14 protein-coding genes are annotated in these 12,612 nt (G+C 53.4%); 6 read left to right on the plus strand and 8 right to left on the minus strand.

Translation table 11 applies throughout. The features are described from left to right. Window positions 1-29 precede the first annotated feature (29 nt). The 4 genes from BLQ82_RS16860 to BLQ82_RS16870 form a co-directional block, all read right to left on the minus strand. Window positions 30-569, minus strand: coding sequence for an NADPH-dependent FMN reductase (locus BLQ82_RS16860; RefSeq protein ID WP_062521756.1), 540 nt, complete (start codon window positions 567-569; stop codon window positions 30-32). 132 nt (window positions 570-701) lie between these two features. Beyond that, window positions 702-1,697, minus strand: coding sequence for a drug/metabolite exporter YedA (gene yedA / locus BLQ82_RS16865; protein WP_062521758.1), 996 nt, complete (start codon window positions 1,695-1,697; stop codon window positions 702-704). Between the two features lie 366 nt (window positions 1,698-2,063). Further along, window positions 2,064-2,402: a hypothetical protein gene (locus BLQ82_RS31515; protein ID WP_143013469.1), complete on the minus strand. Its 339-nt coding sequence runs from the start codon at window positions 2,400-2,402 to the stop codon at window positions 2,064-2,066. A gap of 113 nt (window positions 2,403-2,515) precedes the next feature. Continuing rightward, complete coding sequence (locus tag BLQ82_RS16870; RefSeq protein WP_074648317.1) at window positions 2,516-3,082, minus strand: GbsR/MarR family transcriptional regulator; 567 nt, start codon at window positions 3,080-3,082, stop codon at window positions 2,516-2,518. A 219-nt stretch (window positions 3,083-3,301) separates the two neighbouring features. Here BLQ82_RS16870 and BLQ82_RS16875 point away from each other — a divergent pair, with 219 nt between their 5' ends. The 6 genes from BLQ82_RS16875 to BLQ82_RS16900 all read left to right on the plus strand — a co-directional run bounded on the left by BLQ82_RS16875 (window position 3,302) and on the right by BLQ82_RS16900 (window position 9,120). After that, window positions 3,302-4,183: a carbohydrate ABC transporter permease gene (locus BLQ82_RS16875; RefSeq protein ID WP_062521843.1), complete on the plus strand. Its 882-nt coding sequence runs from the start codon at window positions 3,302-3,304 to the stop codon at window positions 4,181-4,183. Between the two features lie 32 nt (window positions 4,184-4,215). After that, on the plus strand, window positions 4,216-5,058 hold the full coding sequence (locus BLQ82_RS16880; RefSeq protein ID WP_062521762.1) for a carbohydrate ABC transporter permease: 843 nt from the start codon (window positions 4,216-4,218) through the stop codon (window positions 5,056-5,058). Window positions 5,059-5,092: 34 nt separating this feature from the next. Further along, on the plus strand, window positions 5,093-6,439 hold the full coding sequence (locus BLQ82_RS16885; protein WP_062521764.1) for an ABC transporter substrate-binding protein: 1,347 nt from the start codon (window positions 5,093-5,095) through the stop codon (window positions 6,437-6,439). Window positions 6,440-6,656: 217 nt separating this feature from the next. Further along, the gene (locus tag BLQ82_RS16890) at window positions 6,657-7,655 is read left to right on the plus strand and encodes an HAD family hydrolase (RefSeq protein ID WP_074648321.1); all 999 of its coding nucleotides are present in this window, start codon (window positions 6,657-6,659) and stop codon (window positions 7,653-7,655) included. Beyond that, a complete protein-coding gene (locus tag BLQ82_RS16895) occupies window positions 7,652-7,993 on the plus strand; it encodes a DMT family transporter (protein ID WP_062521768.1) in 342 nt (113 codons plus the stop codon). The genes BLQ82_RS16890 and BLQ82_RS16895 overlap by 4 nt, the downstream gene beginning before the upstream one ends. 137 nt (window positions 7,994-8,130) lie before the next feature. Then, entirely contained in the window at window positions 8,131-9,120 is a 990-nt protein-coding gene (locus BLQ82_RS16900) for a metallophosphoesterase family protein (protein WP_062521771.1), read from the plus strand. 143 nt (window positions 9,121-9,263) lie between these two features. On the opposite strand, the gene BLQ82_RS16905 is transcribed toward BLQ82_RS16900, so the two are convergent. The 4 genes from BLQ82_RS16905 to BLQ82_RS16920 all read right to left on the minus strand — a co-directional run bounded on the left by BLQ82_RS16905 (window position 9,264) and on the right by BLQ82_RS16920 (window position 11,851). Then, window positions 9,264-9,548 carry a hypothetical protein gene (locus BLQ82_RS16905; protein ID WP_062521773.1) on the minus strand — a complete coding sequence of 95 codons (285 nt, stop codon included), beginning with the start codon at window positions 9,546-9,548 and terminating at the stop codon, window positions 9,264-9,266. Beyond that, on the minus strand, window positions 9,520-10,365 hold the full coding sequence (locus tag BLQ82_RS16910) for a MetQ/NlpA family ABC transporter substrate-binding protein (RefSeq protein ID WP_062521775.1): 846 nt from the start codon (window positions 10,363-10,365) through the stop codon (window positions 9,520-9,522). The genes BLQ82_RS16905 and BLQ82_RS16910 overlap by 29 nt, the downstream gene beginning before the upstream one ends. A gap of 69 nt (window positions 10,366-10,434) precedes the next feature. Continuing rightward, window positions 10,435-11,097 carry a methionine ABC transporter permease gene (locus BLQ82_RS16915; protein ID WP_062521777.1) on the minus strand — a complete coding sequence of 221 codons (663 nt, stop codon included), beginning with the start codon at window positions 11,095-11,097 and terminating at the stop codon, window positions 10,435-10,437. Next, window positions 11,090-11,851, minus strand: coding sequence for a methionine ABC transporter ATP-binding protein (locus BLQ82_RS16920; RefSeq protein WP_083351111.1), 762 nt, complete (start codon window positions 11,849-11,851; stop codon window positions 11,090-11,092). Before BLQ82_RS16920 ends, BLQ82_RS16915 begins: the two co-directional genes overlap by 8 nt. Window positions 11,852-12,612: the final 761 nt, after the last annotated feature.

The raw sequence follows: 12,612 nt of genomic DNA on the forward strand, positions 1-12,612 counted from the left end.
TGGGTGGCCTGATCTTTTACACAGGTGCTTCAGCGGAGTGTCTTCAGCGCACCGCTCCAGGCAACGACCTGATCCAGCATGCCGTTTACGTTCGTAAGATGAAGCTCCGCCGGCTTGAAGGTCTGTCCGTTCTCAAAGTCAGTGAAAAGGGATAACGCCGGATGAATACGGACATCCGCGATAGACAGCTCGCCCAGAATGCCGCGCAGATGTTCAGCCGCGCGGGCGCCTCCGACAGAGCCATAGCTTACAATCCCTGCAGCTTTATTGTTCCATGCTTCCCGGGCATAATCCAGAGCGTTCTTAAGCGCGCCGGTAATGCTGTGATTGTACTCCGCTACGATAAAGACAAAGCCGTCCAGTGCATTCAGCTTGTCATTCCAACGCCCGGCTTGTTCCGAAGCATCCGCTTCGCCCAGTAATGGCAGCTTAAAATCCGCAATATCCACAATTTCATAAGCAGCGTCGCCGCGCTGGTCGGCAATGCCTTTTACCCATTCACCCACCTGCGGGCTTAAACGGCCTTGGCGCGTGCTTCCCAGAATAATACCAATATTCAATGCAGACATGATTGATCCTCCTCAAAAATAATGTATTCTCAATCTTATTTCCATTATATACTTCGAAGGATTAATTTATCCTGATAAAACGGCACGCCTCCCCGCAAGCGCCAGAGGAAAAAAGGAACTTTATGGGATTATTTATTTTGGCAGGGAGCTGCGCAGCAGCTGGCTTTTATTCTTAACGTTCACTTGCTCTGTTCCCTGCTCCTGACTGGCCGGTACCGCCCGGCTGCGGAAAATAGTAACCAGCACTACTGAGGCAATAATGATCACGGCGGCTGTCAGCGTATTGAAGGTGAGCTCCTCGCCAGCGAGCAGCCAGCCTAAGAACACGGCAACCACCGGATTCACGAACGCATAGGTTGAAACCAGGGCAGCATCGGCGTTTTTGAGCAGCCAGATGTAGGCGGTGTAGCCTATTATCGAGCCGAAGACGATTAGATAACCCAGAGCGGCATACGACCGGAGGGAAATGGCTGGAACGTCCATCTTGGACCAGTCACCGGTAAAATAGGAGAAAATCAGCAGCAGCGCGCCACCTGTCAGCATTTGCGCAGCCGTTGACATCAGCGGAGAATCCGGCATCCGGGCGCTGCGCGAGTAGATGGACCCTGCCGCCCAACTAAGGGACGCTGCAAGCAGAGTAATAATGCCGGTCAGGTCTGTTGCCGTGCCATTATCCCTCTGCCCCGGCTGAAAGACCAGAACGGCGATGCCCAGCAGTCCAAGCACAATGCCTGCGATAACGCCGGTAGTTGGACGCTTCCCACTGCGGCTAAGCCAGCCGAACAGCATCATCCAGACGGGAACAGCGGCGACAATCAGGGAAGCAATCGATGAAGAGACTCTTTGCTCCGACCAGGCCACCAGTCCGTTCCCGCCAAGCAGCAGCAGCGTACCGACGATAGCTGAAGCTCTCCATTCACGCCCTGCCGGGCGCTTGGCCCCGCTTAATCTGGAAATGACATAGAGTACAGCTCCGGCCACAAAAAAGCGGATTCCCGCCATCAAAAAAGGCGGCATCGTCTCAATGGCAATCTTCATGCCGACATAAGTGCCTCCCCAAAACAAATAAACGGACAACAACGCTATGCCAACCAAGTACACTGAATTCGCCTTGGCCCTTTGCTTCATGCACACTCACCCTCTCTGTAAATAAATATGTACCTGCACAATTGTTAGATCCGTTAAGTAAGCTTAGTGGGCCGGAATTTTGCACGTTGTACAATATTATGTGCCAAAGCACGCTTAAACGGTGAAAAATCATGCCTATTGTACAATGGACGGGGCTTCGTAGGCTACAAGCCTTATTCACCCCCAAGTTGAATTTGTTCTTTTTAGAAAGTGCTTGCGAAGAAACAGATGAGATAATGTAAGTTGGAAAAAAGGGAGCTTAATTAGGCCATATTCCTCTGTCAGGGGCGAAAAAGGATGAATTAGTGTACCTTTTTCCACTTAGAATTCACAGTGTTCACAGAGGGTCCTCCAGACAACGTTAAACTAAAAACCAAAACGGCTGCATTGTCCATTGATGGGCGGTATAGCCACTTTGTTCGGAACAACGGCAGAAATACCGTTGTTCATCGCCCGCGGACCGGTTTGCCCAGAAACAACGCTAGAAACGCCGTTGTTCAACATCCGCGGGCCAGTTTGCCCTGAAACAACGGCAGAAATGCCGTTGGTCAACGCCCGCGGACCGGTTTGCCCAGAAACAACGGCAGAAATACCGTTGTTCAACGTCCGCGGACCGGTTTGCCCAGAAACAACGGCAGAAACGCCGTTGTTCAACATCCGCGGGCCAGTTTGCCCTGAAACAACGGCAGAAATGCCGTTGGTCAACGCCCGCAGGCCGGTATACTCTCAAAGCTCAACATATAGCTCACTTTTCGCTTACTTGCCGCCCAGTTGAGGCTCACCCGCAGCATAACTGCCGTACAGCTCCGGCTCAGCCTTTACTCCCTGCCGGGCAGCCCGGCCCCGCCGAAGAACTCCCCTTCCTCCAGTCCCGACACAAACCGCTGCAGCCAGGCATAATATTCTACCGCATGCTGGAGCTTATCCAGATCCCGCAGGCAGGCCTGCCGCTCTTCTTCGGGAGTGTCTGCCGCCTGGGTCAGCGCCTGGAGTTCAGGCATCACCGTGCCCATCGCCTCCTGCATGACATCGATTTCCCGCTGAAGCTTCAGGCTGAAGAAGTTTTTGAATGCCTGAAAAAAATCTGTTTCAGCAACATACAGCTCTTTCCGCTCGCGTTTCTCGTCCAGCCTGGTCACCATCCGGGAAGCGATCAGGGAACGGACACCGTAGCTCATATTGCTTTTGCTCATATTCATGACCTGCTTCATTTCCTCCAGCGTCATCGGCTTGTCCTCAAAGAACATGATCCCGTAGAGCTGCCCAAAGGAATAATTGGCTCCATACAGATCCATCGTCTGCGCTATCGCATCAATCATGGGACGCAGCAGCTGCTCCCTTGGTGATAAATGCTGGTTGTCCCCGCCAAATGCGGCCTGTTTCATTCGCTGCACCTTCACTCTTTTTAGAATCGTTCCCTCTACATTACACAATTCTGATGCTTCATTGCAGCTTCCGTGCAAATTTTACACAATTTCCGAACGATGTTTACCTCCGCTTGACCACAAGGCCGTGTCATGAGTGTACAATTTTTTTTGAACAGAGAGCTTTCCTCTGCATTATACCGCAAAACAAAGCTGATGGAATGGGGTATCGGAACAAAAATGACACGCTCAAAGTTTATTAGCGGCTTAAAGCCCGTGCTGTTCACGCTGCCGGCGATGGTACCGTTCGTTCTGTTCTGGCTGGCGCCGCTGTTGTATGTGCTGTATCTCAGCTTCACGGAATGGGATTTTATGAGCCCGGAGAAGACTTTTGTCGGATTACAAAATTATGCCGATCTCTTCAGCAATCCGGCCTTTTACAAAGCACTGAGAGTAACCTTGCTCTTCTGTGCGGGCAGTGTGCTGCCGATCATCCTGCTGGGACTCGGACTTGCGCTGCTGATGAACCGCAAGCTGAAAGGCTCCGCCATTTATCAGGTGCTGCTGTTCTCGCCATGGGTCACGCCAACCGTCGCTGTATCCATTGTCTGGTCGTGGATCTATGAGCCTGAGGTCGGCCTTGCCAATACAGTGCTGGATGTCCTCGGGCTCGAAAAAATCGGCTGGCTGCAGGACCCCAAATGGGCGCTTGCTGGAGTCCTTCTGGTCACCATCTGGAAATCCATGGGCTGGGCGATGATCTTTTATCTGGTGGCGCTGCGGAATGTGCCTTCAGATCTGCTTGAAGCGGGGGACCTCGATGGCGCAAGCGCAACACAAAAGTTCTTTCGCATCACCCTGCCGCTGATCTCGCCAACCACCCTGTTTCTGTTCGTGGTTCAGCTTATCCAGGCGCTTCAGGCCTACGATCAGATTAATGTGCTGACCCAAGGCGGCCCCTCCGGCTCTACCCGCACGCTGCTGTATCTGTATTATCAATCCGCCTTCGAATCCTTTCAGATCGGAGAGGCTTCCAGTGTAGCTGTCGTTCTTGTCATCATCTGCATGCTGCTGTCCGTATTCTCCTTTGGCGTCAGCAAGCGGACGACGCATTATCAATAACCCTTACATTTTGCAAAAGGAGGTCTCACCGCTTGCGTATACTCACACGGCTGGGCGGCCCGGTCCGCCATCTCTTTTTTGCCGCGCTTGCCCTGCTGATGGCTTTTCCCTTCTATTGGATGGTCACCAGCGCACTGAAAACCAATGATGAAATCTGGCGCTCCCCGCCTACGCTCTGGCCTGAAGTGCCGCTCTGGGGCAATTTTGCCGCAGCCTGGAATGAGGCTCCGTTCGCAAGATACATGGGCAACAGCGTTTTCGTCGCTGCTTCCATTGTCATTCTGCAGATCATCAACTCCGGCATGATGGCTTATGCGCTGACACATATGAAATTCCGCCTGAAGGGACTTTTTGCCGGAGTCATTCTGTTTGGTTATATGGTTCCGGCTACCGCAGTTTACCTGCCCGGCTATCTTGTGCTGTCCGAGCTGCATCTGCTGAATTCCTATGCCGGCCTGATTCTCTCCAACTGTGTAAGCATCTTCGCGATCTTTCTGATCCGGCAAGCGTTCCTGCAGGTCTCGCATGAGCTGGTGGAGGCCGGTGAAGTGGATGGCGCCTCGCATATGCGGATTCTATGGACCGTGCTGGTGCCGATCACCAGATCCTCCTTTGCTGTGCTGGCACTGATTACCTTCATTGATCAGTACAACAATTATTTCTGGCCGATGCTGATTACCAAAGATCCTGACCTGCAGTTGGTTTCGGCTGGTCTGCGCAGCTTTTTCGTGGAAGGAGGTGCATACGGATTACAATGGCCGCTGATCATGGCCGCCAGCGCCTTCACCATCGCCCCGCTGCTGCTTGTCTTCCTGCTGGCGCAGAAAACGATTATGCAAAGTGTCAATATGACGGCAGGTTCAAGTAAAGGCTGAAATCTTACATTTATGAACAAAGAGGAGAATGATGATGAACGTATTAAAAAGGTTGTCGGCGGTATCCATGATTGCAGGATTCACAGTGCTCACAGCGTGTAGCGGGAATTCTGCTTCGAATAACGTTACGGCGGGAGGCGGTGCCTCCGCAGCTCCTGCGGCAGATGCCGCCCCAGCCCAAAACGGACCGGTAACCATTGAATTCTGGTATGGACTCGGCGGTAAGCTAGGCGAAAATATGGAATCGCTCATTCAGAAATTCAACGCCTCGCAGCAGGAGGTCATCGTCAAAGGCATCGTGCAGGCGGACTACAGCGAAACCGAACAGAAGCTTCAGGCGGCCATTGCTACCGGCCAAGTTCCTGCAGCCGTGCTCTCCTCCAATATTGACTGGGCGCGCAAGGGGTATTTCGCTCCGATGGATGAGCTGATTGCAGAGCAGCCGGATTTCAATAAAGAGGATTTTGTCCAAACCTTCCTGAAGCAGGGCCAGGTTGACGGCAAGCAGTATTTCCTCCCGATGTACGGAACGACACAGGTTATGTATTACCGTAAGGATGCTTTTGAGAAAAGCGGGATTGACGCCAGCCAGCTGAAGACTTGGGAAGACCTCGCCGCAGCCGCTAAGAAAATGGCCGTCCAAGATGGCGGCAAAACAAGCTTCTTCGGCTGGGAGCCGATGTGGGGCTCCGGCAATATGATCGATGCCGTGATGAGCAAGGGCGGCAGCATTCTTAGCGAGGACGGAACAAAAGTCACCATTGACTCTCCTGAGTGGGTAGAGACCTGGGACCTGTTCCGCAAATGGATTCATGAGGACAAAATCATGCGCATTCACTCCGGCGGACAAGGCTGGGAGTACTGGTACAAGACCATTGACGATGTGATGAAAGGCCAGGCGGCAGGCTACACCGGCTCCAGCGGCGACCAGGGCGATCTGGATTTCAGCATCGTCTCGGCCATGGAGCAGCCGGGCTGGGCCGGAGCGGGTGAAGGGAAGCCGGTGGCAGAGGCCATTATGGCCGGCATTCCGGCCAAGGCTGGCGATGCTGAGAAGCAGGCAGCTATGAAGTGGCTGACCTACTTCACGAATTCCGAGAACACCGCCTTCTGGTCGATTAACACGGGATATATTTCTGTCCGCCAGTCTGCGCTGAAAGATCCGGCATTCGTCTCGTTCAGCGAGACCAATCCGCAGATCAAAGTTCCATTGATGCAGGCATCCCACGCCTCCGCCCCGTTCCAGGACCCTACCGGGGGCAAAATCAGCGATGCGCTGAAAATCGCTGCCGACAAGGTGCAGATTGAGAATATTCCGGCGGCAGAAGCGCTTAAGGAAGCACAGCAAACCGCCCAGGCCGCGCTGGATAAAGTAAAATAAGCGGTATATCGTATCAGGTGGAAACGGCTTAGCCGTCCTTAAAAGGACGGTATCCGTTTCAGCGAGAAATAGAAGGATAATTTATAGCGTGAAGCATATAAATTCTTATATTTTCGAGAAAGGGAAACTTTGCTATCCTGCATTAAGGAATAGCAAAGCTTCCCTAACTACTTAAATAATATATGACGTGAATTATTAAATCTGAGGGGGTGGCAGCATGCCTGAACTCATCACACCGCAAGGCGAACATTCCATATCCGCGATTCTGTTCGACAAGGATGGCACGCTGCTCCAGTTCATTTCCCTCTGGGGAAGCTGGGGCGAGTGTTTCCTGGAACAATTCACCCGGCAGCTGGCAAAGCGCGGTCTTGAATTCCCGGTTCAGCATCGGGCCTCCCTGCTGGGGACCGTTCACGATGCCAGGGGAAGAATTACCGGCTATGACCGCAATGGGCCCTTGGCCATGGGGACGATGAGCGACCTGTACGCCATCCTGTCCTGGCAGGGCTACCTGCTCGGCTTATCCTGGGCCGAGTCCATGGAGCTGGTGGAGCTCTGCCGTCAGGAAGCGGATGCGCTGCTGGAGCGGAGCCGGCCGGTGCTCCCTCTTCCCGGTCTGCTCCCCTTCCTGGACCAATGCGCAGCGAGTGGTATAGCCCTCGCCGTAGTAACCGCCGACGAAACGGCGGCGGCGGAAAACCACCTCCGCTGGCTTGGCATCCGCGGATATTTCTCCGCCGTGATCGGCACGGATCAGGTTGAACGGGGCAAGCCATTCCCCGATATGGCGCTGCTGGCCTGTGAGCGGCTGGGGGTACAGCCTGCCGAGGCTGCCGTGATCGGCGATACGAACGGCGATATGCGAATGGCCAAAGCTGCCGGGGCGGCTGTGGCCGTTGGGATTGCCGGCACGGCTAGCGCTGCAGCAGATCGCGGAATTACCAGCACGGCGGGCACAGTGGTGGATGCCGGGGTTACTAGTTCGGCGGACCCCGTGGCGGGGATTACCAATGCGGTGGACGCAGCCGCGTATGGCGGGATTACTAAGGCGGTGGACACAGCCGGGTATGGCGGGATTACTAACACGGTGAACACGGCTGAGCATGGCAGGATTACTAAGGCGGTGGACACAGCGGCGGCGGGCTATCTTTTGCCGGATGCTGATTCTATTGTGCAGTCCTATGCAGAACTAAGTATCGGAAGGAAAGCAAGATGAGGGCCGAAGGCGCATGGGCGTGGATTTTTCTGGCACTGGCGATTCTGTTCGAACTGTCTGGAACCATCTCTATGAAAATATCCCATGGCTTCACCCGGCTCTGGCCCTCTGTGCTGATGTTCCTGTTCTACGGGATCAGCTTCACCTCGCTGAATGTGGCGCTCACCTCCATCAAGGTCGGGGTAGCTTATGCGGTATGGTCAGGCGCGGGAATCATTCTGATTTCCCTAGTGGGGGCGGTGTATTTCGGGGAACGGCTGACCCTGTCCTCCCTCTTGTGGGTATCTGTGATTGTGGCTGGGATTGTGGGCCTGAACATTAGCGCCAAGGGGCATTAAAAGTTAACATTATTAACGGCGGCCCCTCTCCACCCAATCTGATCCGTGAACCGGACGATCCATGACGAAGCGGGCTGAAAATGTACAGAGTTGCTTTTATTCAGTTGATCATGCAATCCAAGGAGGCTCTTTCGCGAATGAGTACAAACGATTCTGGCGGACAACAGCCGCTGCTCACCTTCCAAATCATCACAGATACCCATGTCACCGCAGATCCATCGCATGAGTATAATCTGAATTTCGAGCGGGCGCTGCATGATCTGGCGCTCCATGCCAAGGGCAGCAGCGGAATTATGCATATTGGGGACATTACGGACCATGGCTTCCAGGAAGAATATGAGGAAGTCCACCGCATTCTGAAGCTGCATCAGGAAGCACTCCCGGAGATCCGTTACACTTTGGGGAACCATGACGTGGGTCTCGGCCATTGGGAATCCCGCCTGGCGATGTACACTTCCCGCATGGGAATGCCCGGCCCCTATCATGACCACTGGATCGGCGGGTATCATTTTATTTTCCTTGGAACAGAGGAAGGTTTACCGACATTCTGCAATCTTTCAGAAGAACAGCTCCGGTGGCTGGACCGGAAGCTTGGGGAGCGGGCGGCGGAAGCCCGCGGGCTTGGCTGGCCGATGGCAAATCCTCTTGAGCTTGCCGGGCTGACGGTGGCTGATCACGAACCTGGAAGGCTGCCAGTGAGCGTTCAGGCATTTGACGATACTGCAGCGCAAGAACAGCCTATATTTTTGTTCCTGCACCAGCCGCTGAAGGATACAGTAGCAGGTTCGCTCGAATCACAGGAATGGTACGGGGTGACACAGGATAAGGAACTGCGGGCCATCCTGTCCAAGTATCCGCAGACGCTTCTCTTCACCGGTCATACCCACTGGGAGCTTGAGGTCGGCAACACCATGTATCCCGGCAACGGAGAGACGGCAACTATGTTCAATGCCGCTTCTGTTGCTTACCTTTGGACTAACGCGGATGAGCACAAGACCGGCAGCCAAGGGTATTATGTAGAAGTCTACAGCGATAAAGTGCTCGTCCGGGGACGAGACTTCACTACGGGGAGCTGGATTGAATCGGCGCAGTATGAAGTGATTACGCCCGTAAATGTACGCGGATAATACCTTTGCAGCTGTATGTTTGCAAATAAGAGATATGCCTTCCAGGTGCCGGAATATCCGGTTACATTGACAAAACAGCTATCACAAAAGCAGCCTTCTCCTGTAGTGGAGAAGGCTGCTTTTGCGTGTCGGCATCATACCATTTATCTCAATAGATCGCTGGACCAAAACAACGGCATTTCTGCCGTTGTTTCTAGCTCTCTGCCTCCCGCGGCCTTAACAACGGCATTTCTGCCGTTGTTTCCAAGCTCACTGCCTCCCGCAGCCTTAACAACGGCATTTCTGCCGTTGTTTCCAAGCTCACTGCCTCCCGCAGCCTTAACAACGGCATTTCTGCCGTTGTTTCGGACCCTCCAGGCCGGATTAACCCACAGCGGAGCTTGCAGCGGCTGCCTTGCCTTAAAACGCAGGCAAAGCAATCTCCGCATAGTTGTCCTCAAGGAACTTCTTCACTTCCGGGCCGCTGATGCGCTTTGCCAGCTTTTGGATGGCGTCAGAATCCTTGTTGTCCTCGCGGGCGACCAGGGTGATGGTGAATTCGGAGTCGGTCCCTTCGGTGATCAGCGCGTCCTTCTTCGGTGTCAGTCCGAGCGGGCTCGCATATGCCGGAGTCATTGCCACCAGGTCGGCGTCATCCAGCATGCGTGCCAGCATCAGCAGGTCAACTTCCTGGAACTTGAACTTTTTGGCGTTCTCGGTAATGTCGGCCTGGGTTGCCTGAATGCCCACGCCTTCCTTCAGCTTAATCAGTCCGGCCTTTGCGAACATCTGCAGCGAGCGTCCGGTATTGGAGGGGTCATTCGCCATGACCAGCGTTGCCCCTTCCGGCAGATCGGCAATTGCCTTATAACGTTTGGAATAACCGCCGTAGATCGCATCATATACAGGCTGCACCTCTACCAGCTTGGAGCCCTTGCTGGCATTGAACTGCTCCATGTAAGGAACATGCTGAAAAAAGTTCGCGTCCACTTCCTTATTAGCCAGCGCCTCGTTAGGCTGGACATTATCAGACAGAATGACGACTTCCATGTCTACGCCGTCTTCCTTGAGCAGCGGCTTCACGATATCAAGGATATCGGTCATTGGCGGAATGAGCGAGGCTACTTTAATTTTAACTGGCTCGGTGGCAGTTGCTGCCTGTGTAGTGGCTTCCGGTGTGCTTTCAGCCTCCTTATTGTTTCCGCAGCCTGCGGCAATCATAACCAATACGAGCAGCATAAGTGTGTATTTCAACGTTTTTTTCATTAGTGCGGTGAACCCCCATTTTTATATGTTCTTGTTCTATTGCTCATAAGCCTAAGACTTCCCGTCCGCTCAGCGTTTGTCCAGCAGTCTTGCCAGGGTGCTTCCGGCAAACTGGATGATTTGCACCAGCAGTATCATTACGAGAATCGCGTAGACCATAACTTCGGTCTCAAAACGCTGATACCCGTAGCGGATGGCGAAATCGCCAACCCCTCCCCCGCCAACCACCCCCATAACGGTAGAAAAGGAAATGAAGCTGATCGTCGAAGCCGTCAGTCCAAGTACCAGACCTGAACGGGCTTCTACATACAGAAACTTGAAGATTAGTCCCGCTTTTGAGGCTCCCATGGACAGCGCGGCTTCAATCGTACCCTTCGGCACCTCCAGTAAGGATTGCTCCACCAGCCGCGAATAATAGGCGATAGCGACAATGGATAGTGGCACAGTAGCCGCCATCGTACCGATGGCCGTACCCACCAGGAAACGGGTGAAGGGAATCAATGCAACCACCAGCAGCAAAAACGGAAAAGATCGGACCACGTTGACAATGCTGTTCAGTACAAGCGACAGCGTCTTGTTCTCATAGAGCTGGCCCTTGCGGCAAAAATACAAAATAGTCCCCAGCGGAAGCCCGAGCAGCACTGCTGCACCTGCCGAAATGCCCACCATGACAAAAGTTTCCCCGATGGACTGCCACATCTGATCCTGGTATTTCAGCAGATTCTCAAACATGCACTTCCCCCGCTTTGCCTGTAATCCGCTCACGGTAGCTCCCCGCATGGCCTTCCGGTGCCAGAAAACCGCCGTCTCCGCGGGAAAAGGAATCGACGATCCGACCGCCTTCCATGACAGATACGTCGGTGCAGATCCTCCGCACAACATCCAGCTCATGCGTAACGATGACTACAGTTACCCCCAGCACATCATTGATATGCTGGAGCACACCAAGGATATCTGCCGTTGTCCCGGGGTCCAGCGCTGAGGTCGGCTCATCGCACAGCAGCAGCTTCGGGCTGTTTGCCAGCGCCCTGGCGATCGCCACCCGCTGCCGTTGTCCTCCGCTGAGCTGGGCGGGATATTGGTCTGCTTTGCTCTCCAGGCCAACAAACTGCAAGCATTCCCGGACCCGCTCCATCCGTCCGCTGCGCGGCGCTCCGGCCAGCTCCAGCGGAATGGCCACATTCCGGCTGACGGTGGCATTGCCTACCAGATTGAACTGCTGGAAGATCATGCCGATCTTCTGCCGCTCCTTGCGCAGCAGCTTCTCCGGCATTTCTGTCAGCAGTCTGCCGTCTAGCGTCACAGTGCCTGCGTCTGGACGTTCCAGCAGATTGATCAGCCGCAGCAGGGTGGATTTACCGGCACCGCTGGCCCCGATAATGCCGTGAATAGCCCCGGCCCGAACCTCCAGCGATACCTTATCCACCGCACAATAGCCCTCTTTTCTCAGGTTGAAGCTCTTGCTTACTCCACTCAGTGCCAGAATATGAAGCCCTCCCTTCCAGACTGCCTGGACTTTCCAGATCGCAGCACCAAGACTCGCAACAAAGTGTATTACAATTATTTAAAAACTGTTTTATTAAAAATCTCTTTAAATAATAAGGTATTTTTTTCGCTGTGTCATCATTTTTCTGAAAATGATATATCGAGGTTGTGGAAGCATTGTCCGTAAAAGAGCAGCAGCCTTCTTTCTCAGAATGATTCACAAAGCTGTCCCAATACATACATTGCCTAAGCCATCTTGCAAAATGCTTCCTCAGAACTCCAGCCCGCCAGCAAAAACAGTACTTCGCAGCACTGCAGCAGGGCTATAGCAGCACACAACAGAAACGGCTTCGCCGTCCATTAAAAGGACGGTACCGGTTCAGCGAGAAATACAAGGATGGTTTATGGCTTGATACATTTAAATCCTTATATTTTGAGCAAAACGGCACGCCGTCCTTGACTGAATAAGGTAACCATTTTGGATTTCAGTTAGCGCCGCCTGGAGAACCCTGCTGGAGAACCCTATGTCAATCCTTCAGCAATTCCAAGTGGAAAAAGGGTCACTAATTTGCTGGGCCACCCTATTCCCCGCAGGTGAAGTGGAAAAAGGGGCTCTAATTCAGCTCATTTCGCTCCTGACAAAGGAATATGGCCCAGTTAAGTTTCCTTTTTCCACCTAACTCTCACAATTGTTGATTTTAGTGAAAAATAAGTTCACTTTCCCCAACTGGATGGACGCTTGCCCTGGAGATTCCGCCGCTT

Source organism: Paenibacillus jilunlii (assembly GCF_900102965.1).
Classification (GTDB): domain Bacteria; phylum Bacillota; class Bacilli; order Paenibacillales; family Paenibacillaceae; genus Paenibacillus_AQ; species Paenibacillus_AQ jilunlii.